Source organism: Nocardia uniformis NBRC 13702 (assembly GCF_001613345.1).
In the GTDB taxonomy this organism is placed as follows: Bacteria; Actinomycetota; Actinomycetes; order Mycobacteriales; family Mycobacteriaceae; genus Nocardia; species Nocardia uniformis.
Window position 1 is genome coordinate 55,998 of the sequence record NZ_BDCE01000064.1, and the last position, 21,290, is coordinate 77,287.

A 21,290-nucleotide genomic window follows, 5' to 3' on the forward strand; every position below is an offset into this window, starting at 1 on the left:
ACGTTTCGGACAGAAGAATTCTCGAACTTTTCGAAAACCGACTTTTACGTATGTGACCTGCATCACCGCGTCGCGAGGGGTGTGCAGGGGCGCACTCCTGGGTTGTGCGGTGAATCAGCGCGCTCTAACGTTTGTTTCGGCGGCAAACAGTCAGCCAAGTCTCATAGCAGTTCCGGTTTACCGAAACAGACCGTTCGGGTCCCCACACTCGCTCCACATAGGGAGTTGGTTATGCAGCGTTCGGCCCTTCTGCTGGTTGCCACGGCCGGGATAATCCTGGCCGGTACCGGAGCCACCGAACTTCTCGGTGATGAATCCGGCCCACCCCCCGCCATGCGGAACCTCTCCCAACAGCAGCAACACTATGTGATCCAATCCGACAGCGGCGCGCTCCAGCCCGCCGCGTGCGTGAAGCTCGCCTCCGGCCGCTACGGCATTCAGACATCGGACCGTGGGATCCTGCCGACCTCGGGTACCCGCCGCTGACCCTCGCGGACGTCAGTAACCCGCAGGAAGCGCGGTCAGCATTTCCCTGGTGACCGCCACCGCATTGTCCGAACTACCGGCCTTCACGAGCAGGGTGGCGAACGCCATATCCCCGCGATAGCCGATGAACCACGAGTGCGAACCACCCTCCACCTCGGCCTCGCCCGTCTTGCCGTAGACCTCGCCCATATCGGCGATCCGTTCCGCGGTACCTCCCAGCACCACCTTGCGCATCATCATGCGCAGACCGTCGATCACCTCGGAGTCGGCGGCCGGGCGCTGCCCGTCGACGGTGGTGTTGTGACCGGAGATCAGATACGGCACGGGGGCCGCGCCGTTCGCGATGGTCGCCGCGACCAAGGCCATACCGAACGGACTGACCACCACCTTGCCCTGACCGATACCGTCCTCCGCGCGCTGCACCGCCGTCTTGGACTCCGGGACCTGGCCCGACACCGTGGGCAGTCCGGCCACCGTGTAATCCGGGCCGATACCCAGCTGCGCCGCGGCCAGATGCAGGGCGTCGGAGGGCAATTGGCTGGAGATCTTGGCGAAGGCGGTATTGCAGGAACGCTCATAGGCGGTGGCCAGGGGGACATCGCCGACGGTGAAGAGGTTGTAGTTGGGAATGGTGCGCTCACCAATGGTGATTCGGCTCGGGCAGGGCACCACGGTATCCGGGGTGGCGATACCCGCGTTCATGGCGGCGGCGGCGGTGATCGTTTTGAAGGTCGAGCCGGGCGGATACAGACCGGAGGTGGCCACCGGGCCGTCCCGGTCGGCCGCCCTGTTCTGCGCCACCGCCAGGATCGCACCGGTGGACGGTTGCAGCACCACCGTCATGGCCTGCTCGGGGCGCGCGTCCACCGCGCGCTGGGCGGCATTCTGCACGTGGCGGTCCAGACTCAGCGAAAACGACGGGGCCGGTTCCGGTTCCACCTCGTGCAGTACCGCGATATCGGCGCCATTGGAGTTCTGAGTGACCACCCGCCACCCGGCGCGACCGTCCACCTCGTCGATAATGGTCTTGCGCACCTGAGTGAGCAGATCGGGCGCGAAATCGCGGTCGGTGGACACCATGTCCCACTCGCTCGACACCGTGACACCGGGCAGGCCCAGCAAATCGCCGCCGACCTGGTTGTACTCCCATTCGGTGAGGATCTCGACCGGATACGCGCCGCCGTCGGCCTTGCGGGCGGCGGCCAGCAGCGCCGTGCCGGTGAGCTTCGGGGTGATCGGATTCAGCGCGGTGGCAATCGCATTCGCGACATAGGTCGGGTCGGCGGCCTTGGCGACGGTGAACACCACGCGGTGCACGGTGCCGGGCACCAGCACATCGCTGCCGGAGCGTTCGTTGACGCGGGCGCGCGGGGCGGGGGTGGCGCGCAGTTCGAGGGTCTGGGTATCACCGAGGCGCGGATGGATATCGGACGCGGTCCAGCGCACCGTCCAACGGCCCTCGCTGCGACCCATCTGCAACTGGCCCCGGTAGGTCCAGACGCGCTCCTTCGGCAATCGCCAGGAGTAGGTGTAGTCGACGGTAGCGGTATCGCCGGTGACCCGGGTATCGCCGGAACGCACGTCGAGACCCTCGGCCTGGAGCTGCTGCCAGGCGGAAGTCAGTGCGGTGCTTGCCCTCTCGGGCAGGTTGGTGATATTGGCGGCGGCTTCCAGGTCACGGCCGGCGAACGCGTCGAAGAAGGCCTCGGCGACGAGCGCGGGGCGCTGCGGGCCCGAGGAGCAGCCGACTGCGGCAATCGTGACCGCGGCGGCGAAAAGCAAGGTCAGTATGCGCGTTGACATCGGGACCGATGCTAGGGGCAACTTCCCGCAAACCAGCGGGGACACACTGCACCGGAACGGATTTCGGTGCTACATCGCGACTAATCGACCAAAACTGTCGCGAATGTTGCGATTTGCCGGAATCCGACCTTCGCGTAGGCGCGACGCGCGACATCGTTATAGGAATTCACGTACAGGCTCGCGGTCCGTCCCGACGCCACCACAGCATTCGCCACCGCCGCCGTACCCGCCGTGCCCAATCCCGCGCTACGCCGTTCCGGATGTACCCATACGCCCTGGATCTGGCCGGTGCGCCGGGACAGCGAACCCACCTCGGCCTTGTACACGACCACGCCCTCGTCGAAACGTGCCCAGGCGCGGCCGGATTCGATGAGCGCGGACACGCGACGACGGTAGCTGCGGCCACCGTCACCCGCGCGCGGGTCGACGCCGATCTCCTCGGTGAACATGGCGATGGCGGCGGCCAGGTAGGGCTCCAGCTCCTCCGGACGCACCCGGCGCACCCGCAGATCGGGTGCGGCGGCGGCGGCGGTGCGTTCGAGCGCCAACAGCGGTTGTTCGGGACGCAATTCGCGCGCCGGACCCCAGTGGTCGGCGAGCAGTTCCCACAGCGGTAGCGCGAGTTCGCGGCGACCCACCACCGATGAGCACACCCGCGGACCCCGGGCGGCGCGTTGGGCGAACGCCCGCAGATCATCATGGGTACCGCGCAACGGCACCAGATTCGCGCCGGAGAAACACAATGACGCGTCCGGGCCGCCACGGCTCCACAGTTCCCCGTAGCTGCCGCGTCCGTCCAGACCGTATTCCTGGAGGCGGGCGGCCACCATGCAGCTCGCCACCGGATCGGTGTCGAGCACGCGCAATACCTGCGTCAGATCGCGGTTCGCGAGTTGACGTGCGCCAGAAATCTTGGTCCGACGGGTCGGCTCCAGCACAGTCCGCACGTTCACAGCCTGCCACGACTTCTGAAAATGTGCCGGGCGTATGCGGAAAGGCGCAGTGTCCACCCGGATTCACTCGGAGCGGACCCGGGTACACACCGTCGCTGCGCGAACGTGCTCAGCTGACGTTTACCACCGGCTCGCCCGCACCGGCCTGTTCGCCCATCTCCTCGGCCAAGCGCATGGCCTCCTCGATGAGGGTTTCGACGATGAGGTGCTCGGGAACGGTCTTGATGACCTCACCCTTGACGAAGATCTGGCCCTTGCCATTACCGGAGGCCACACCCAGATCGGCCTCGCGGGCCTCACCCGGACCATTGACGACACAGCCCATGACGGCGACGCGCAGCGGCACCTCCATACCCTCGAGTCCGGCGCTGACGGCGTCGGCGAGCGTGTAGACGTCCACCTGGGCGCGGCCACACGAGGGGCAGGAAACGATTTCGAGCTTGCGGGGGCGCAGGTTCAGCGACTGCAGGATCTGGTTGCCGACCTTCACCTCCTCCACCGGGGGCGCGGACAACGAGACCCGGATGGTGTCGCCGATGCCCGCCGATAGCAGAGCGCCGAAGGCGGTCGCGGATTTGATGGTGCCCTGGAAGGCCGGTCCGGCCTCGGTGACGCCGAGATGCAGCGGGTAGTCACAGGCGGCGGCGAGCTGGCGGTAGGCCTCCACCATGATCACCGGGTCATTGTGCTTGACCGAGATCTTGATATCGCCGAAGCCGTGCTCCTCGAACAGGCTCGCCTCCCACAGGGCCGACTCGACGAGGGCCTCGGGGGTGGCCTTGCCGTACTTGGCCATCATGCGCTTATCGAGCGAACCGGCGTTCACACCGATGCGGATGGGGATACCGGCGGCACCGGCGGCCTTGGCGACTTCGCCGACGCGGCCGTCGAACTCCTTGATATTGCCGGGATTCACGCGCACCGCGGCACAGCCCGCGTCGATGGCGGCGAAGATATAGCGGGGCTGGAAGTGGATATCGGCGATAACCGGGATCGGCGACTTCTTGGCGATGGTGGCCAGGGCGTCGGCGTCTTCCTGTCGCGGACACGCCACGCGCACGATGTCGCAGCCGGATGCGGTGAGTTCCGCGATCTGCTGCAACGTGGCGTTGACGTCGTGGGTTTTGGTGGTGGTCATGGACTGCACCGAGACGGGGGAATCGCTTCCGACCCCAACCTTGCCCACCATCAGTTGGCGGGTCTTGCGCCGGGGTGCGAGGACGGCCGCCGGTGCGGGCGGCATCCCCAATGCGATGGCACTGCTCACGATCGCCTGCCTACTTTCGTCTTGTCCTCACCCGTTCCGGTCTCGAGTCTATCGACGCTCGAGTACCGACCGCTCTGTGACAGCGGCGACAAGGCTACGCCGCCTGGTCACCGCCCGGTGAATCGAGTGAGCCGAATCGAGTGAGCCCTACGATTGGTATTCGTTTCAGAGGCCGGGAAGGTATAGGGGCAAGAAGTTGAAGGTTGGAATTCCTGATTCGTGGCCGAGTACCCCGGAGCAGGCCATTGCCCTCCAGGACCGCCTCCGCCCGCTGGTCCGCACGGAAAATCCCGCCCCGCCCCGGTTCCGTACGGTGGCGGGCCTCGACTCCGCCTATGACGACGACGGCAATGTCGCGGCGGTGGTGGTCGTCCTCGATGCCACCACCCTCGAAACAGTCGGTACCGCCACCGCCCGCGGCACCACCGACTTTCCGTATGTCCCCGGCCTACTGGCCTTCCGGGAGCTGCCCACCACCCTGCGGGCCCTCGAATCCCTCACCACCACACCGGATCTGCTGATCTGCGACAGTCAGGGCCTGGCCCACCCGCGCCGCTTCGGCTTCGCGTGCCATGTGGGCCTGCTCACCGATATCCCCACCTTCGGTGTGGCGAAGAACGCCTGGGGCGATTACGCCGAACCCGGCCGGGAACGCGGCTCGTCCAGCGAGATCACTATCGACGGCGAGCCGGTGGGCCGCGCCCTGCGCACCCGCACCGACGTCAAACCGGTCTTCGTCTCCGTGGGGCACCGGATCGACCTGGAAACCGCGTGCGCGCAGGTCCTGTCGCTGACCCCGGAATTTCGGCAGCCGGAAACCACGCGCCGCGCCGACCGGCTGTGCCGTGACCTGCTGCGCGAGAATTCGGCTAGGGGAACAGATTGACCGGGTTGACGATATCGGCGGCGAGGGTCAGCAGCATGTACGCGCCGCCGACGACCACCACCACGTAGGTGGCGGGCATGAGTTTCAGGTAGTCGACCGGGGCTCCGTCGGGCAGGCCCTTGCGGTTGCGGAAGAGGTTGCGCAGTTTCTCGTAGATGACCACGGCGATGTGGCCGCCGTCGAGTGGGAGCAGGGGCAGCAGGTTGAAGATGCCCAGGAAGAAGTTCAGGCTGGCCAGGACCAGGATGAACAGACCCCAGAGGCCGCGTTCCGCGGTTTCGCCGCCGATGCGGCTGGCGCCGTAGACGGAGACGGGGGTTTCGGGGTCGCGTTCACCGTCCCCCCATACGGCATCCCAGAGGGCCGAGACCTTGGCGGGCATTTGCGCCAGGGATTCGACGGTGCGGACGCCCAGCTCGCCGGTGAAGGAGGCCGCCGCCGGGAGGGCGGCGGGGAAGCTGTATTCGACCGGCGGGCCCGAACTGTCCTGGCCGACACCGATTTTGGCGACCGTCTTGGGCTGGCCGCCCTTTTCCGGGTAGACCGTCGTCAGTTCCGGGGTGATGGGGACCGTCAGGGTCTCGCCGTCCCGCTCGACCGTGTAGGTGAACGGGCCGGTCTGCTTTTCGGTCTCTTCCTTGAATTCGACCCAGCTGTCGACGGGAGTGCCGTTGACGGCGGTCACCAGGTCGCCGCGTTGCAGCCCGGCGCGCTGGGCGGGGCCGTCACCGGTGCAGTCCTGATATGTCTTATCGGGGTTCTCGGTGCGCACGCAGCTCATCGACCCCAGCTGCGTCTCCGGCGGCTGCGTCAGATGCGGCAGTCCCCAACCGACCGCGAGGATCACAATGAGGATGTAGCCGAGCAGGAAGTTCATCGCGATGCCGCCGGACATGACGAACAGACGCTTCCAGGTGGCCTGCCGGTACATGGCCCGGTCCAGATCCTCCGGCGCGATCTCGTCGAGGGCGGTCATACCCGCGATATCGCAGAAACCGCCCAGTGGCAGCGCTTTCAGACCGTATTCGGTCTCGCCGCGGCGAAACGAGAACACACTCGGGCCGAAACCCACGAAGTACCGGCGCACCTTCATCCCGGTGGCCTGCGCGGCCCACATATGGCCGCATTCGTGCAGCGCGACCGACAAGGTGATGCCGAGGGCGAACAGCGCGAACCCGATCGCGTAAACCATGCTGGTTTCGAACCCTCCTAGCTAGCCGCGCACGAATGTGCGGGCGCACTCACGCGCCCACGTATCCGCCGCGAGCACCTCGTCCAAAGTACTGGGTTCCCCGGCCCACCGGTCGGCGGACTCCACCACCCGGGCCACCGTGCGCACGATGTCCGGGAAACGAATCACGCCGTCGAGGAATGCCTGTACGGCGACTTCATTGGCGGCGTTGTAGACCGCCGTCACACATCCACCCGTCGTACCCGCCTGGCGCGCCAGTTCGACGGCCGGGAACACCGTATTGTCCACGGGCTCGAACGTCCACGTCGAGGCGGTCGAGAAATCGCAGGCCGCCGCCGCGCCCGGCACCCGATCCGGCCAACCCAGCGCGAGCGCGATGGGCAGCTTCATATCGGGTGGACTGGCCTGGGCGAGAGTCGAGCCGTCGGTGAAGGTGACCATGGAATGCACAATGGACTGCGGATGCACGGTCACGTCGATGCGGTCGTAGGGGATGCCGAAGAGCAGATGCGTCTCGATGAGCTCCAGGCCCTTGTTCACCAGGCTGGCCGAGTTGAGGGTGTTCATCGGTCCCATGGACCAGGTCGGATGGGTCTTGGCCGCATCGGGATTCACCGATTCGAGCATGTCGGCGGTCCAGCCGCGGAACGGACCCCCGGAGGCGGTGAGCACCAGCCGATCCACCTCCTCGGCACGGCCGCCGCGCAAGCACTGCGCGAGCGCGGAATGCTCCGAATCCACCGGCACGATCTGGCCGGGCGCGGCGGCGCGAGTCACCAGGGAGCCGCCCGCGACGAGAGATTCCTTATTGGCCAGCGCCAGTCGCCGCCCGGATTCGAGGGTGGCGAGGGTCGGCTCCAGCCCGAGCGAGCCGACCAGTGCGTTGAGCACCACATCGGCGTCGGTGCGCCGCACCAGCTCGGTCGCGGCATGCGGACCGGCAAGCGCCACACCGAGTTTCGCGGCCGCCGCCGCATCGGCAACGGCCACATTGCGGGTACCGGTCTCGGCGATCTGGCGGGCCAGCAGTTCGGTATTGCCGCCGCGCGCGGCCAGACCAACCACTTCGAAACGATCGGGGTTGGCCGCGATGACCTCGAGGGCCTGGGTGCCAATGGAACCGGTGCTGCCCAGCAGCAGAACTTTCACAACGTCGGACACGCGCCCATTGTCTCCTGACTCGATTTCCCATACCCCACGCCGCCACCCTGCTGGCTACGACGACCGGTCGTATGCCACCATATTGACCAGCAATCGTATCGAGCCATGAAGGAGCGAAAGTGGCCACGGAACTGGAACCCGCCCACAGCGCCGGGGTCGTCACCAAGGTCGATCCGGCCGAGGTTCCTTCCGCCGCTTGGGGTTGGAGCGGCGAGTCGAAGCGCACCTTCCGCATTGCCGGTTGGTTCGTCGTCGTCGCCCTGCTGGCGATGATCATCGGCAATCACAGCGGCAAGATCGAGGACATCTACCTGGTGGGATTCGCCGCGCTGCTCGCGGGCATCCTGGTGCGCGATTCGGTGCTGGCGCGTAAGCCGCGCTAGTTTCTCGAGCATAGCGAAGCGGGCCGGATCACCACTGGTGATCCGGCCCGCTTCGCTGTGCAGAGCCCGAGAGTGGTTGAGCCTGAGAATTACTGGTTCTCGGGGGCGTTGATGCGGTTGTGGAAACCGATGGCCACGATGATCGCGGCGGGCACACCGGTCAGCACCAGACCAGCGGCGGCACCCAGCGGGATACCGATGGCCGCGCCGGCGAGGCAGCCGGCGATACCGGTCGCGCCGCCCAGGTCCAGCACCGGAATGCCCAGCACCAGGCCGCCGATGCCGCCGATGGCGCAACCCGCGCCGCCGCCGACGATGGTGCCGACCAGGGTGCCGATGGCGGTGATGATGCCGAACTGAGTGGCGGCCGCCGAAACGGCGTCATCGAAGGCTTCCTGCTTCACGACCGGCTTGACGGCGATCGGACGCGCGTCGGCCGGGTTCTTGCTCGGGGTCAGGGTGGCACGCAGCCCGTCGACGGCCGCGTTGATCGGGTACTCGACGTCATTGAGCGAGTAGCTCAGCGGGAACGCGGTCACGATATTGCCGAGGTCGTCGCGCACCGCGAACTGACCGTTGTCGGTGGTCAACGAGCCGGCGGTGGTCTCCAGCACGATGGACTCACCCTCGAGGTGGGTGTTCCAGCCAATGCTGGGGGCGACCTGGTTGACGCCCTGGTTGATGCCGTCGATCAGGGACGGGATCACGCCCGGAGCGGGGGCCGGAGCCGGCTGCGCGTAAGAGGTGCCGGTGGCGATTCCGAGAGCCGCGATGACCAGAGCCGAGGTGGCGGCGATTTTCTTGAGCTTCATATGCGTGCGTCGCTTTCGAACAACGGTGCGCGCTACCAACTTCTGGAGCACGGGGCCTCGGTGAGCACCCATGGTCAAGTGTCCAGAAGATTGTTGCTGAGATGTAACTTAGAAAGCCATAAGCGTTAGGAAAGTATCAAGAAGAACAGACTTCAGGTACGAAACGCTTTGAGATGGACAGGCTTTCAGTCCCTACGGGGACGACTATGATCCGCACCACAAATAATCCGAAACTGGACATTTGCGGCGTGGCTCACAGGATATAAATGCAGCTAGCGGCCTCGGCGACGCGGGTTCTTCTGCCCCGAGGCACGGCTTCGCCCACCCGTGTCGCGCTTGCCGACACCGGTTCGGGCACCACCGCGCTCAGGCTTCTTCACCTTGGACTTTTTCGGCTGCTCAACGGTTGCCGCACGTCCGGAGGGTGAACGGGAGCTGCGCTCGGTCCGCCCGCGCACGATTCCGACGAACTCCTCGGTGATATCGGAGGTCGAGTCCACCGGCCAAGCCAGGGCCACCTCGGTCTCGGGCATATCGGTCACCGTCCGGTAGACGGTGTCCTTGCGGTGATGCAGCCGGGCTATGGAATGCGGCACGATGGCCACCCCGACATTGGCGGCCACCAGTTCGATGGCGTCGACCGCGCCATCCAGATCCGAGGTGTCCTGAATCCGCTCATCGGCCAGCTCCGCGGTACTCACCTGGTCGAAGACCGAGATGGGGTGATCCTTCGGGACCACGACGACCGGCACCTCGCGATAGAGCGGAATGGCGTGCATCCCGTCACGGTTGATGGGTAAGCGGACGAAGCACATATCGACGCGTCCATCGCGCAGCGCGGCGTCCTGCTCCCCCTGCGCGACGCCGACCAGTTCCAGTGGCCGCTCGGGAAACCGCTCCCGCCACTTGCGTTCCCACTTGGTCGGGGTGACGCCGGGGACGAACCCGACCCGCAGCACGGGAGCGTCGGATGGCGCGTGGTCACTCATTCCCGAAAGCGTATTGCACCGCCGGGAAAGCTCGGGCAACCCGGCCCGATAGGCTTACTCGGTGAGCCCGGACCAGAAATCGCAGACCATGAAGCCGCTGACAGCGGCCACCAAGCTCGGCATCTACCTCCCCGCGACCCCGGAGGAGTTCCGCAGCAACCCGATTTCACGCGCTCAGCTCGAGGAACTCCGCACCAATCCCCCGCAGTGGCTGATCGACCTGCGCAGCACCGGCCCGTTCCCACGCGATATCACCGCCAAGAAGCTCGGCATCACCAATAGCGGCCTGTCCCGCGCCGAGATCTCCGACGCGCTCACCGCCGCCGAAATCGCCGAACTGATCGCCGACCCGCCGGAGTGGCTCATCCGCGAACGCAAGAACGCCGCCGATGTCCGCGCCGAAGAGGCCCGGGTCAAGGCGCAGCGCGAGGAACGGCGCCTCGCCTCCAACCGCCCGGCCAAGAATCGTTTCTGACTGCCTCCCAGCGCGCGTTTTCGGCCACGGCATGATGTGCTGAGCCGGATACAGTAGGCGCCGTCCGCGGCGCGACCGCGGTGAGGAGACAACGATGTCGGACCTGACGCACGCCGAAAAGACCGCGCGATGACCTCGCAGCAGTCCGTATTCATCAGCGGGGCCGCCGCCGGAATCGGCCGGGCCATCGCCGAACGCTTCGCGGCGGGCGGCTGGCTGGTGGGCCGATACGATATCGACGAGGCCGCGGTGCGGGCCGCCGGATCCGGTCCCGCCGGGCGGCTGGATGTCACCGACCCCGCGTCATGGACCCGGTCCCTGACCGAATTCCACAATGCCGCAGGACGATTGGACGTTCTGGTCAACAATGCGGGCATCCTGACCTCCGGTTCCTTCACCGGCATCCCCCTGGCCCGACACCACCAGATCATCGACGTGAACGTCAACGGCCTACTGAGCGGCTGCCATCTGGCCTTCGATCACCTGAGGAACACCCCCGGCGCCCAGGTGATCAACCTCTGCTCCGCCTCGGCGTTCTACGGCCAACCCGGTCTGGTGTCCTACGCCGCCAGCAAGTCGGCGGTAGCCAGCATCACCGAGGGGCTGGACCTGGAATGGCGGACCCACGGCATAACCGTTCGCGATATCCAGCCGTCCTTCGTCTCCACCGCCATGGCCCGAGCCGCCGGCGAGGCAGGAGCTTTGGCCCGCCTCGGCGTGCACCTCACCCCGGAGGACATCGCCGAGGCGGTCTGGCGCACCGCCCACCGCCGACCCGGCAGAGTTCACATTCCCGTCGGCCCGCACGCCCGCATTCTGGGTCCGGCCACCCGACTGGCCCCCGCCCGCCTGGCACGAGCCGCCGCGGCGTTCATCGCCAGGGCCTGACGCCGCACCCCTTCAGCGGCCGAGCGGCGCCGGACAGGGTCAGCCGCCCGGCGGGCCGAGATACTGGCCGGGATGTTGCTGCGGGTACGCGCCGGGGTACTGGGGGTAGCCACCAGGGTACTGCGGGTAGCTGGGTGCGGGCTTGAAGTACGCGCCCGATCGCCCATTCCAGAGCAGGACTACGGCACCGAGGCCGACCGCCCACACCAGGAAGTTGATGGCGGTGGTGATTGCCGTGTCCCCGGCTCCGGGTAGGAAGAGAGCGACCACGGCGAACAGCATGGAGACCGTGTACAGGCCGAAGAAGACGGTGGCGGTGATTCGCGCCCAATTCTTGCCGGCCCGGTTGGCAAAGGCCATCCACAGCCACAGTCCGACCGAGATCAAGGTGACCACGACCCCGCCTGCGAACGAGGCGGTAATGATGGTGTCGAGCTGGTCGTCGGTCAAGGCACCGTCGGAGGTCCGCAGTGTGTCTTCTCGCACTGTCGCCAGCTGTGTCAAGCCGAACAGCAGGCCGAGGACGGTGAGCACCGCACCGGCCAGCATCAGGTAGAAGGCATTCATCACCGGTGGCGGTGGCGCCGACGGGACGGGTGCGGGCGCACCCGAATAGGGCTGCGGCGCACCGGGATACGGCTGGTACGTACCCTGGTGGATGGCCGGGTCCTGGTACTGCGGCGGCGACGCCTGGTACGGCGACTGATATTGCGGCTGCTGGTACGGCGACTGGTACTGCGGCGGCGGCTGGTACGGCTGCGGCGGCTGGTACGGCTGCGGCGACGGCTCGTACTGCGACGGCTCGTACGGCTGCGGTGGTTGCTGCTGCTGCGACTCGTACGCCTGCGGCGGTTGCTGCTGCTGCGGCTGGTACGGCGACTGCGACTGCGGCGGTTCGTTGGTCATGGCGCTCCCCCTCGACGTTGATCTCGGTGGAGCATATCGGCCGGGCACAGGTCGGCGTGCGGGAGCAATCTTCCGGCATCTAGTATGCAAGTTGTGTCCAAGACGTATTCGAGCGCTGAGCGGGCCTACCTGGAAGTCAAAGAGCGCATTCTGGGCGGGGTGCTGCCGGGCGGTGAGCTGGTCAGTGAGAACGAGATCGCGGGCGAACTCGGAATGTCGCGGACACCGGTGCGGGAGGCGTTCCTGCGGCTCGAGACCGAGGGGTGGATGCGGCTGTATCCGAAGCGCGGCGCACTGGTGGTACCCGTACCACCGAACGAGGCCGAGGATGTGGCGCATGCGCGGTATGTGGTGGAGACAGCCGCGGTGCGGGCGCTGGCGGTGAGTGATCGAGCCGGGCTCATGGCGGAGCTACGCGCTTCACTGCAGCGGCAGCGAGCGCTCGCCGAGGTACCGGATTTCGATGAATTCGCCGTGGTGGACGCCGATTTCCATCGTGCGTACGTGGTGGCGGCGGGGAATCCATTGCTGACGGGTTTCTACGACTCACTGCGTGAGCGGCAGCGGCGGATGAACAGTGCGGCGCTGCGGCACGGTGGAATCGATACCGGCCGGATTATCGAACAGCACCAGCGACTGGCGGATCTGATCGAGGCCGGGGACCCGGACCGCTTCGCGAGCGGGCTGGCAGCTCATCTGACCCAGGTGCACGGTGTCGCCCTGCGGGGTCTGTGATGGCCACACTGACAACCGTCGAACACCACCCGGCACGCACGTCCACCCGCGCCTGGTGGTCCGTCGCGGCCACCATATTCGCGATCGCCTGGGGCGGAAACGAGTTCACGCCGCTGCTGGTGATGTACAAACAGGACGGACTACCGCTCACCACGGTGGATCTTCTGCTGTTCGAGTACGTCTTGGGCATCGTGCCCGCACTCCTGATCGGCGGCCCGCTGTCGGACCGCTACGGCCGCCGCCCGCTCATGCGCCCCGCTCCCCTGGTCGCCGCGGCCGGATCGCTGCTGCTGGCCTTCGGATCCGATTCCGTGCCAATGCTTTCCGCGGGCCGGGTATTGAGCGGTGTAGCCCTCGGACTGGCCATGGCCGTCGGCAGCAGCTGGCTCAAGGAACTCTCACAGCCACCGTTCGCATCCGAAACCGCCGCGGGCACCGGGGCGCGCCGGTCGGCGATGAGCCTGACCGGTGGATTCGCGGTGGGAGCCGGTGTCGCTGGCGTGCTGGCGCAATGGGCTCCGCTGCCGGAAACGCTGACCTATCTGATCAATGCGGCGCTCTGTGTCGCCGCGGCGGCCTGGCTGGCACGCATCCCGGAAACCGCGGCACCCCAGCCGAATCCGACACGCCTGGTGGACGACCTGAAGGTTCCGGCCGCCGGGCATCGGCGTTTCCGCTTCATCGCGCTACCCATCGCCCTGTGGCTGTTCACTTCCTCCGCAACGGCATACGCCATCATGCCCACCCTCATGATGCCCCGCGTACACAGCGCGCCCATCGCGTTCTCGGCCCTGATCACGGTGATCATGCTGGGTTGCGGCTTCGCCATCCAATCGGTCGCCCGTCGGATCGACCGGCCCGGCACCATTCGCGGCGCGGTCCTCGCCCTGGTCCTGATCGCCTGCGGAATGGGTTCGGCCGCACTGAATTCCAGCATCCTCACGCTGTGGGCGACGATCGCCACCGCGGTCCTGCTCGGTGCGGGCTTCGGCATCGGCATGGTCGCCGGGCTCCAGGAAATCGAACGGATCGCCCGCCCCGGCGATCTCGCGGGTCTGACCGCTGTCTTCTACTCGGTTTCCTATCTGGGTTTCGGTGTCCCCGCCCTGATGGCCACCCTGCACATTGCCGGAATCGGCTATCCGGCAATGTTCACCGTCGCGGCGCTGCTGGCGGCGAGCAGCCTGGCTCTGCTCGCGCACGGTCGCCGCGGCTGACACCTCCGAACTCGTCAGTCGGACGCGACCAATGCGACGGCACGACGCGCGATGGCACCGCCGAGCTCCGCGGTTGTGGCGGTACCACCGAGGTCCGGTGTGCGGATCTGCCCGTCGCGCAGGACATCGCACACCGCACGATCCACCGCGGTAGCCGCGGCATGCTCACCGAGATGATCGAGTAGCATGGCTCCGGCGAGGATCTGTGCGACCGGATTGGCGATACCCTGTCCGGCGATATCGGGGGCGCTGCCGTGCACCGCCTCGAACATCGACGGCACCGTGCGGTCGGGGTTGATATTGCCGGAGGGGGCGAGGCCGAGCCCGCCGGTCACGGCCGCGGCGAGGTCGGACAGGATGTCGCCGAACAGATTCGACCCGACGATCACATCCAGCCGATCGGGGTGCAGCACGATTTCGGCGGCCAGCGCGTCCACATGCATCTCCCGGGTGGACACCTGCGGATATTCCTTGGCAATGCGCTCGAATACGCTGTCCCAATACGGCATCGAGTGCAGCAGCCCATTCGATTTGGTGGCCGAGCACAGGCGGCCGCCGCGTTCGGCGGCGCGTTCGAAGGCGTACCGAATGATGCGTTCACAGCCCACCCGCGTGAATACCGACTCCTGCAGGACGAATTCGTCCGGACGGCCGGGGTTGTGCATTCCGCCTATGGCGGAATACTCACCCTCCGAATTCTCTCGCACGATCAGGATGTCCAGATCCTCGGCGGTGCGGTCGCGCAGCGCCGATTCGGTGCCGGGCAGCAGCCGGACCGGACGCAGGTTCACGTACTGGCCGAAGGCCCGACGCAGCGGAATGAGCAACCCCCACAACGACACATGGTCGGGGACGCCCGGAAATCCGACCGCGCCGAGCAGGATCGCATCGCATCCGGCCAGCTGTTCGGGAGCGTCGGCGGGCATCATCGCGCCGGTGCGCAGGTAGTTCTCGCACGACCAGTCGAATTCTGTCCATTCGATCCCGGGCACCACCGCATCGAGCACTGCGACCGCCTCGGCGGTCACATCGACGCCGATACCGTCGCCGGGAATCGTCGCGATTCGGTAGGTCTGTTTCACAGTCGCACTCCGATGTACTTGGTTTCCAGGAACTCGTCGATACCGGTGCTGCCGCCTTCGCGACCCAGCCCGGATTCCTTCACACCGCCGAACGGTGCGGCGGGATTGGACACCACACCCTGATTCAGTCCCACCATGCCGGTTTCCAGCGCCTCGCACACCCGTAATCCGCGCCGCAGATTCTCGGTGAAGACGTAGCCCACCAATCCGAACGGCGTGTCATTGGCCCGCACGACGACCTCGGCCTCGGTATCGAAGGTGCCGATTGCCGCGACCGGTCCGAAGATTTCGGTGTGGCACATCTCCGCGTCGTCGGGCACACCGGTGAGCACGGTCGCGGGATAGAAGTTCCCCGGGCCGTCCACCGCCGTGCCGCCGGTGCGCACGGTGGCACCCCGGCGAACAGCATCGGCGACCAGGCTCGTCACCTTCGCCACGGCGGCGGCGTCGATGAGCGGTCCGACGACCACGTCGGGCTCGGTGCCCCGGCCCATCGGCAGGGCCGCCATGCGGGCGGTGAACCGCGCGGCGAATTCGTCGGCGATACCGTGCTGCACGAGGATTCGGTTCGCGGCGGTGCAGGCCTGCCCGATATTGCGCATCTTCGCCGCGAGCGCGCCCTCGACGGCCTCATCGAGATCGGCGTCGTCGAACACGATGAACGGCGCATTGCCACCGAGCTCCATCGAGGTGCGCATGACGGTCCGCGCGCACTGTTCGAGCAGTTGTTTGCCGACCGCGGTGGAACCGGTGAACGACAGTTTGCGCGAGCGGCTGTCCAGAATGAGCGGCGTCATCACCGCGCCCGGTGCCGAGGTGGTGATCACATTCACGACCCCGGCGGGGACACCGACCCGATCCAGGATGTCGGCCAGCGCCAGCGTCGACAATGGCGTCTGCGCAGCGGGTTTCACCACACAGGTGCACCCGGCGGCCAGTGCCGGGCCGATCTTGCGGGTGGCCATGGCGAGGGGGAAGTTCCACGGTGTGATGAGCAGACTCGGGCCGACCGGCTGCCTGGTCACCAGAAAGCGTGATCCGCCCGCCGGTGCCGGTAGATACCCGCCGTCGAGGCGGACCGCCTCCTCGGCGAACCAGCGGAAGAACTCTGCCGCATAGGCGATCTCGCCACGCGCCTCGGCGAGCGGCTTACCCATTTCCAGGGTCATGACGAGCGCGAGGCGTTCGGTGTCGGCGAGCAGCGCCCGGTGGGCGTTCATGAGGATGTCGCCGCGCTGCCGCGGCGGTGTCCGCGCCCACTGCGCCTGTGCCCGGTCGGCCGCGGCCAGGGCATCGAGCCCGGCGGTGGGATCGGCGTCGGCCACTTCGCACAGCAGCTGTCCGGTCGACGGATCGGTGACCGCCAGCGTGTCGGCTGTGGTCCGCCACTGCCCGGCGATGAAAAGGCCGGTCGGCACGGTATCTATCGCGGCGCGTTCGGCTGCGGTCAGGATGGTCTCGGTGATCATGGCGCGGACTCCTTTTCGTCCTGGCACGGCCGCGGGCATTGCCGCGAGCCCAGCGACCATGTTATGCATATTGTCAACAATCCGACAATATGCGAATCTGCGCGGCGCGCACTCACGCGCCCGAGAGGCGGACCACCATGACCGAGTTGTCCCCCGTCCTCAAACAAGCCACCCCCGTGACCGTCGATCACGGCTCCGGCTGCTACCTCTACGGCACCGATGGCCGCCGCTACCTCGACTTCACCGCCGGGATCGGCGTCACCAGCACCGGCCACTGCCATCCACATGTGGTGGCGGCGGCCCAGGCCCAGGTCGCCAGCCTGATCCACGGCCAATACACCACCGTGATGCATCGGCCGATGCTCGAACTCATCGAACGGCTCGGCGCGGTCCTGCCCGAGGGCCTGGACACGCTGTTCTTCGCCAATTCCGGCAGCGAGGCGATCGAGGCCGCGCTGCGCCTGGCCCGCCAGGCCACCGGACGGCCGAATGTCATTGTCTTCCACGGCGGATTCCACGGCCGCACCGTCGCGGCGGCCACCATGACGACCTCGGGCACCCGATTCTCCGCCGGGTTCAGCCCGCTGATGTCCGGGGTCCACGTGGCACCGTTCCCCACCGCGTACCGGTACGGCTGGACCGAAGAGGAGGCCACCGCGTTCGCGCTGCGCGAGCTCGACTATCTCTTCGCCACCATCACCTCCCCCGCGGAGACCGCGGCGTTCGTGGTGGAGCCGATGCTGGGCGAGGGCGGCTATATTCCAGGCAACACCGGGTTCTTCCGCGGCCTGCGCGAACGTGCGGACCGGCACGGCATTCTGCTCATTGTCGATGAGATCCAGACCGGCTTCGGCCGCACCGGAAAGTTCTTCGGCCACCAGCACTTCGGATTCCGCCCCGATATCATCACCATTGCGAAAGGCCTGGCCAGCGGGTTCCCGCTGTCGGGCATCGCGGCGTCGCGCGAGCTCATGGCCCAGGCGTGGCCGGGATCGCAGGGCGGGACCTACGGCGGCAATGCCGTGGCCTGTGCCGCCGCGGTCGCCACCCTCGAGGTGATCGAATCGGAGGGGTTGGTGGACAACGCCGCCGCGCGCGGTGCGCGATTGCTCAGCGGCCTGCGCGACAGCGCCACCAAGCCCATCGGTGACGTACGCGGTCTCGGACTCCTCGCGGGTGCCGAGTTCACCACCGCGACAGGCGAACCCGATTCCGCGACCGCCGCCGCGGCGCAACGGCTCGCGGTCGAGAAGGGGCTGCTGCTGCTCACCTGCGGTGCGCATATGAATGTGGTGCGCATGATCCCGCCGCTGATTGTGACCGATACTCAGATCGACGATGCGCTCGCGATCTGGTCGGCGGTTCTCGCCGAACTGTGAACCAGGAAGGGCAGGACCGATGGCTCGCTACATCACCATCACGCTGACCAAGGCAGGCGTGACCTGCCGGGCCCGACTACTCGACGCGGAGGCCCCGCGAACATGTGACGCGGTGTGGGACGCGCTGCCGCAGGAGGGCGACGCGTTCCACGCCAAATACGCCCGCAATGAGGTGTACACGCTGGTGCCGCGCCTTGTCGCGGCCCCGCGCCGAGAGAATCCGACCGTCACCCCCATCCCCGGCGATGTCTGCCTCTTCGATTTCGAACCGTGGGAGATCGGCAATCCGGCCTACGGTTACGAACCCGGTTCGGCGGCGCACCACAACCAGGGGGCAACCGATCTGGCCCTCTTCTACGGCCGCAACAATCTGCTCATCAATGGCGATCTGGGCTGGGTGCCGGGCAATGTCTTCGCGACCATCGAAGACGGCCTGACCGACCTCGCCACCGCCTGCAACACCTTGTGGTTGCACGGCGTCCAGGGCGAGACCCTGGCGTTCGCCCGCGAGTAGGCCCGCGCCCGGTATCGCGCCCCCGCTCCGTCATTCCGGCGTGCGCCGCGACACCCTCCGTCATTCCGGCCAAAACATGCCGGGATGACGGAGCGCGCCGATAGCGCGCATGCGGACTCGGCCAGTCGGTGGCGAGCGGCTTCACGGCTTCGACCGCTGTCATCGCCGCCACGCCAACGACTCCGGACATACCGAGGTTGCCCGCGCGATGTCGGCGCCCCGTCATCCGGCAGGCTTCGCCGGCACGACAGGGCGGCGCGGCGACATCACGGCAGCAAACGCCGCAATCGGCCGTATCGGGCGGCAGCTACCCGGCCAGCACGTACTCGGCGTAGCGCGCGACGGCGAGCACCAGATCATCGGAGTGCCGCGGCCCGACGATCTGCAGGCCGACCGGCAGCCCGGCGCGGGTGGTGCCCACCGGAATACTGATCGCGGGCTGCTGGGTGAGGTTGAACGGGTAGGTGAACGGTGTCCACTGCGCCCAGCTGTCCAGGCCGCTGCCCGGCGGTACATCGTGGCCTGCCTCGAATGCGGTGATCGGCATCGTGGGGGTGATCAGAACGTCGTAGGTGGTGTGGAAGGCGCCCATCCGGATACCGAGCTGCGCGGCCACATCGCGAGCCTTCAGATAGTCGACGGCACCGACGGATTCACCCCGCTCCCAGACGGCACCCAGTCCAGGGTCCACCTGTTCGCGCGCGCCGTCCGGGAAGTTCGACAGCATGGTCGCCGCGCCGACGGCCCACAGCAGTTCGAACGCCTCGAGTGGATCGGTGAAGCCCGGATCGGCCGCGGTGACCCGCAATTCGGCCTCGGCCAACTGTCGCACCGCCGTTTCCACGATCTCGGCGACCTCCGGATCGACCTCGGCGTAGCCGAGGTTCGCCGAATAGGCGACGGTGAGTCCGCGCACCTCTCGCCCAAGCTGGCCACGGAAGGTCGTCAGCGTCGGCGGCAGCGCCGTCGGATCGCGCGGGTCGGGCAATGACAGGATATCCATCAACAGCGCCGCGTCCTCGACCGTCCGGGTCATCGGTCCCGCGTGCGCCAGTGGACCGAACGGGCTCGCCGGATACAGCGGGATCCTGCCGTGCGTCGGCTTGAAGCCCACAATGCCGCAGAAAGCCGCCGGAATGCGGATGCTGCCGCCGCCATCGGTGCCGACCGAGACCGGACCCATACCCGCTGCCACCGCGGCGGCGCTGCCACCGGACGAGCCGCCCGCCGTGGTCGCCGGATCGACCGGATTGCGGGTGATACCCGTCAGCGGGCTGTCGGTGACGGCCTTCCAGGCGATCTCGGGCGTTGTCGTCTTCCCGAGGAACACCATGCCGTCCTCGCGCAACCGCGCCGCGACCGGACTGTCCACCTGCCAGGGGCCAGCCGGATCGACCGATGTGGACCCGCGCCGCGTGGGCCAGCCCTCGGTCAGGAAGATGTCCTTGATCGAAATCGGGACACCGTCGAGTAGCCCACGGGTGTAGCCGGAATGCCAGCGTGACTCGGATTCCTTGGCCTGCACCAGCGCTCGATCGGGATCGACCAGGCAGAAGGCGTTCAGCGCACCGTCGCGGGCCGTAATGGCCGCGAGTACCGCTTCGGTCGCCTCGACCGGTGAGAGGGCGCCTGCGGTGTAGGCCGTAACCAGTTCGACGGCGGTCATAGCGGCCGGTTGTGTCGCACTGTTGATGTCGGGGTAGCTCATAGCTGGCTCTCCTTCAGCCGGGCACGTACCCCAGCTCCTTGTCGACCACATTGTTCAACGGCCGGCCGGCGATCCAATTGTCGAAGTTCTCGGTGAAAGCGGTGACGACCGCGGTTCGCCACCCGATGAAATCCCCGGAATTGTGTGGGGTGATACGTACGTTCGGCAGATCCCACAGTGGGTGCTCAGCCGGGAGCGGCTCCGGATTCACCACATCGAGTGCCGCTCCGGAGATCGATCCTGTCGTGAGCGCGGCGATAAGGTCGTCGGTCACAACGAGTTCCCCGCGGCCGACGTTGATAAACCTCGCGTGCGGCTTCATTGCGGCAAATGCTCTGGCGTCGAACATTTTCCGGGTCTGTGCCGTCAGCGGCGCGACGGCCACCACATAGTCGGCGGCGGGCAGTTCGGCATACAGATCCGCACCGACCGCGCCGAAATCCGGATCGGATGTCCGGGCGCGCCGACCCACCGCGCGCACCGTCATACCGGCCGCCCGCAGCAATCGCGCCACGCTGCGGCCGATCGGACCGGTCCCGACAATCAAGACGGAGGCCCCCGCGATCCGCTCAGATTCGCGATGATGCCACTCGTGTCGTTGCTGAAGTCGCAGCGATCCCGCCAGATCCTTGGCGAAACCGAGGATCTGCCCCAGTACGTATTCCGCTATGGCGGTGTCGAATACCCCGCGCGTATTGGTGACCACCACCTCGCTGGCCCGCAGTTCCGGAAACATTGCCGGATCCACTCCGGTCGAGCCCATATGTAGCCAGCGCAGCCGATCGGCCGCCGGCCAGGCGGCGGGTATCGCGCGGGTCAGGAAGTCATAGACGAACAGCGCATCGGCGCCGCGCAAGGCGTCTGCCAATCCGGCTGCTTCGGTATAGCGCACAGTGGCTCGACGTGCCACGGGGGCCATGAGATCCGCCCCCGGCACATTGTCACTGTGCAGGACGACAATATTGGGGCCCGCTTCCACGTTGAC

21 protein-coding genes are annotated in these 21,290 nt (G+C 67.0%); 9 read left to right on the forward strand and 12 right to left on the reverse strand.

What is annotated here, in order from left to right; translation table 11 throughout:
- Positions 1 to 231: 231 nt before the first annotated feature.
- The gene (locus tag NU1_RS22875) at positions 232 to 486 is read left to right on the forward strand and encodes a hypothetical protein (RefSeq protein WP_067523954.1); all 255 of its coding nucleotides are present in this window, start codon (positions 232 to 234) and stop codon (positions 484 to 486) included.
- Between the two features lie 12 nt (positions 487 to 498).
- Here the strand turns inward: NU1_RS22875 and NU1_RS22880 are convergent, their stop codons facing one another.
- The 3 genes from NU1_RS22880 to ispG all read right to left on the reverse strand — a co-directional run bounded on the left by NU1_RS22880 (position 499) and on the right by ispG (position 4,485).
- On the reverse strand, positions 499 to 2,289 hold the full coding sequence (locus tag NU1_RS22880) for a penicillin-binding transpeptidase domain-containing protein (protein WP_067523956.1): 1,791 nt from the start codon (positions 2,287 to 2,289) through the stop codon (positions 499 to 501).
- An 80-nt stretch (positions 2,290 to 2,369) separates the two neighbouring features.
- The gene (locus NU1_RS22885; protein ID WP_245720259.1) at positions 2,370 to 3,236 is read right to left on the reverse strand and encodes a GNAT family N-acetyltransferase; all 867 of its coding nucleotides are present in this window, start codon (positions 3,234 to 3,236) and stop codon (positions 2,370 to 2,372) included.
- 115 nt (positions 3,237 to 3,351) lie between these two features.
- Complete coding sequence (gene ispG, locus NU1_RS22890; protein WP_212761857.1) at positions 3,352 to 4,485, reverse strand: flavodoxin-dependent (E)-4-hydroxy-3-methylbut-2-enyl-diphosphate synthase; 1,134 nt, start codon at positions 4,483 to 4,485, stop codon at positions 3,352 to 3,354.
- Between the two features lie 220 nt (positions 4,486 to 4,705).
- Here ispG and NU1_RS22895 point away from each other — a divergent pair, with 220 nt between their 5' ends.
- On the forward strand, positions 4,706 to 5,395 hold the full coding sequence (locus tag NU1_RS22895) for an endonuclease V (protein WP_067523960.1): 690 nt from the start codon (positions 4,706 to 4,708) through the stop codon (positions 5,393 to 5,395).
- On the opposite strand, the gene NU1_RS22900 is transcribed toward NU1_RS22895, so the two are convergent.
- Complete coding sequence (locus NU1_RS22900) at positions 5,379 to 6,587, reverse strand: M50 family metallopeptidase (protein ID WP_067523961.1); 1,209 nt, start codon at positions 6,585 to 6,587, stop codon at positions 5,379 to 5,381. The two genes, NU1_RS22895 and NU1_RS22900, sit on opposite strands and share 17 nt — an antisense overlap.
- A gap of 21 nt (positions 6,588 to 6,608) precedes the next feature.
- A complete protein-coding gene (gene dxr, locus NU1_RS22905) occupies positions 6,609 to 7,748 on the reverse strand; it encodes a 1-deoxy-D-xylulose-5-phosphate reductoisomerase (RefSeq protein WP_067523966.1) in 1,140 nt (379 codons plus the stop codon).
- Positions 7,749 to 7,867: 119 nt separating this feature from the next.
- Between dxr and NU1_RS22910 the strand changes: the two genes are divergently transcribed.
- A complete protein-coding gene (locus NU1_RS22910; protein ID WP_067523967.1) occupies positions 7,868 to 8,131 on the forward strand; it encodes a DUF2631 domain-containing protein in 264 nt (87 codons plus the stop codon).
- Between the two features lie 89 nt (positions 8,132 to 8,220).
- Here NU1_RS22910 and NU1_RS22915 read toward each other — a convergent pair whose 3' ends face one another.
- Together NU1_RS22915 and NU1_RS22920 are read right to left on the reverse strand one after the other, a co-directional pair.
- Complete coding sequence (locus NU1_RS22915; protein ID WP_067523968.1) at positions 8,221 to 8,943, reverse strand: DUF8020 domain-containing protein; 723 nt, start codon at positions 8,941 to 8,943, stop codon at positions 8,221 to 8,223.
- Between the two features lie 272 nt (positions 8,944 to 9,215).
- Complete coding sequence (locus tag NU1_RS22920) at positions 9,216 to 9,932, reverse strand: LysR family substrate-binding domain-containing protein (protein ID WP_067523969.1); 717 nt, start codon at positions 9,930 to 9,932, stop codon at positions 9,216 to 9,218.
- Positions 9,933 to 9,993: 61 nt separating this feature from the next.
- Here NU1_RS22920 and NU1_RS22925 point away from each other — a divergent pair, with 61 nt between their 5' ends.
- Positions 9,994 to 10,407 carry a DUF5997 family protein gene (locus tag NU1_RS22925; protein ID WP_067523971.1) on the forward strand — a complete coding sequence of 138 codons (414 nt, stop codon included), beginning with the start codon at positions 9,994 to 9,996 and terminating at the stop codon, positions 10,405 to 10,407.
- A 129-nt stretch (positions 10,408 to 10,536) separates the two neighbouring features.
- Positions 10,537 to 11,295 (forward strand): SDR family oxidoreductase, encoded by a 759-nt coding sequence (locus NU1_RS22930; protein ID WP_067523973.1) that lies wholly within the window; start codon positions 10,537 to 10,539, stop codon positions 11,293 to 11,295.
- Between the two features lie 39 nt (positions 11,296 to 11,334).
- Here NU1_RS22930 and NU1_RS22935 read toward each other — a convergent pair whose 3' ends face one another.
- On the reverse strand, positions 11,335 to 12,201 hold the full coding sequence (locus NU1_RS22935) for a hypothetical protein (protein ID WP_067523975.1): 867 nt from the start codon (positions 12,199 to 12,201) through the stop codon (positions 11,335 to 11,337).
- Between the two features lie 93 nt (positions 12,202 to 12,294).
- Between NU1_RS22935 and NU1_RS22940 the strand changes: the two genes are divergently transcribed.
- Both NU1_RS22940 and NU1_RS22945 read left to right on the forward strand, forming a co-directional pair.
- On the forward strand, positions 12,295 to 12,936 hold the full coding sequence (locus NU1_RS22940; RefSeq protein ID WP_067523977.1) for a GntR family transcriptional regulator: 642 nt from the start codon (positions 12,295 to 12,297) through the stop codon (positions 12,934 to 12,936).
- On the forward strand, positions 12,936 to 14,153 hold the full coding sequence (locus NU1_RS22945; RefSeq protein WP_067523979.1) for an MFS transporter: 1,218 nt from the start codon (positions 12,936 to 12,938) through the stop codon (positions 14,151 to 14,153). Before NU1_RS22940 ends, NU1_RS22945 begins: the two co-directional genes overlap by 1 nt.
- A gap of 14 nt (positions 14,154 to 14,167) precedes the next feature.
- On the opposite strand, the gene NU1_RS22950 is transcribed toward NU1_RS22945, so the two are convergent.
- Complete coding sequence (locus NU1_RS22950; RefSeq protein ID WP_067523980.1) at positions 14,168 to 15,235, reverse strand: tartrate dehydrogenase; 1,068 nt, start codon at positions 15,233 to 15,235, stop codon at positions 14,168 to 14,170.
- Positions 15,232 to 16,704: an NAD-dependent succinate-semialdehyde dehydrogenase gene (locus NU1_RS22955; RefSeq protein WP_067523982.1), complete on the reverse strand. Its 1,473-nt coding sequence runs from the start codon at positions 16,702 to 16,704 to the stop codon at positions 15,232 to 15,234. Before NU1_RS22955 ends, NU1_RS22950 begins: the two co-directional genes overlap by 4 nt.
- Before the next feature lie 137 nt (positions 16,705 to 16,841).
- Between NU1_RS22955 and NU1_RS22960 the strand changes: the two genes are divergently transcribed.
- Both NU1_RS22960 and NU1_RS22965 read left to right on the forward strand, forming a co-directional pair.
- The gene (locus NU1_RS22960; protein ID WP_067524215.1) at positions 16,842 to 18,083 is read left to right on the forward strand and encodes an aspartate aminotransferase family protein; all 1,242 of its coding nucleotides are present in this window, start codon (positions 16,842 to 16,844) and stop codon (positions 18,081 to 18,083) included.
- A gap of 19 nt (positions 18,084 to 18,102) precedes the next feature.
- Positions 18,103 to 18,597 carry a DUF3830 family protein gene (locus NU1_RS22965; RefSeq protein ID WP_067523984.1) on the forward strand — a complete coding sequence of 165 codons (495 nt, stop codon included), beginning with the start codon at positions 18,103 to 18,105 and terminating at the stop codon, positions 18,595 to 18,597.
- 307 nt (positions 18,598 to 18,904) lie between these two features.
- Here NU1_RS22965 and NU1_RS22970 read toward each other — a convergent pair whose 3' ends face one another.
- Both NU1_RS22970 and NU1_RS22975 read right to left on the reverse strand, forming a co-directional pair.
- A complete protein-coding gene (locus NU1_RS22970; protein ID WP_084521723.1) occupies positions 18,905 to 20,305 on the reverse strand; it encodes an amidase in 1,401 nt (466 codons plus the stop codon).
- Positions 20,306 to 20,318: 13 nt separating this feature from the next.
- Positions 20,319 to 21,224 carry a D-2-hydroxyacid dehydrogenase gene (locus NU1_RS22975; protein ID WP_067524217.1) on the reverse strand — a complete coding sequence of 302 codons (906 nt, stop codon included), beginning with the start codon at positions 21,222 to 21,224 and terminating at the stop codon, positions 20,319 to 20,321.
- Positions 21,225 to 21,290: the final 66 nt, after the last annotated feature.

Bases quoted from the DNA above. Each gene is read 5' to 3' on its own strand.
- NU1_RS22930 (WP_067523973.1), top strand. From the start codon at position 10,537: ATGACCTCGCAGCAGTCCGTATTCATCAGCGGGGCCGCCGCCGGAATC.
- NU1_RS22945 (WP_067523979.1), top strand. From the start codon at position 12,936: ATGGCCACACTGACAACCGTCGAACACCACCCGGCACGCACGTCCACC.
- NU1_RS22920 (WP_067523969.1), bottom strand. From the start codon at position 9,932: ATGAGTGACCACGCGCCATCCGACGCTCCCGTGCTGCGGGTCGGGTTC.
- NU1_RS22875 (WP_067523954.1), top strand. From the start codon at position 232: ATGCAGCGTTCGGCCCTTCTGCTGGTTGCCACGGCCGGGATAATCCTG.
- NU1_RS22915 (WP_067523968.1), bottom strand. From the start codon at position 8,943: ATGAAGCTCAAGAAAATCGCCGCCACCTCGGCTCTGGTCATCGCGGCT.
- NU1_RS22880 (WP_067523956.1), bottom strand. From the start codon at position 2,289: ATGTCAACGCGCATACTGACCTTGCTTTTCGCCGCCGCGGTCACGATT.
- NU1_RS22970 (WP_084521723.1), bottom strand. From the start codon at position 20,305: ATGAGCTACCCCGACATCAACAGTGCGACACAACCGGCCGCTATGACC.
- NU1_RS22900 (WP_067523961.1), bottom strand. From the start codon at position 6,587: ATGGTTTACGCGATCGGGTTCGCGCTGTTCGCCCTCGGCATCACCTTG.
- NU1_RS22935 (WP_067523975.1), bottom strand. From the start codon at position 12,201: ATGACCAACGAACCGCCGCAGTCGCAGTCGCCGTACCAGCCGCAGCAG.
- ispG (WP_212761857.1), bottom strand. From the start codon at position 4,485: ATGCCGCCCGCACCGGCGGCCGTCCTCGCACCCCGGCGCAAGACCCGC.
- NU1_RS22955 (WP_067523982.1), bottom strand. From the start codon at position 16,704: ATGATCACCGAGACCATCCTGACCGCAGCCGAACGCGCCGCGATAGAT.
- NU1_RS22975 (WP_067524217.1), bottom strand. From the start codon at position 21,224: ATGGCCCCCGTGGCACGTCGAGCCACTGTGCGCTATACCGAAGCAGCC.
- NU1_RS22965 (WP_067523984.1), top strand. From the start codon at position 18,103: ATGGCTCGCTACATCACCATCACGCTGACCAAGGCAGGCGTGACCTGC.
- NU1_RS22960 (WP_067524215.1), top strand. From the start codon at position 16,842: ATGACCGAGTTGTCCCCCGTCCTCAAACAAGCCACCCCCGTGACCGTC.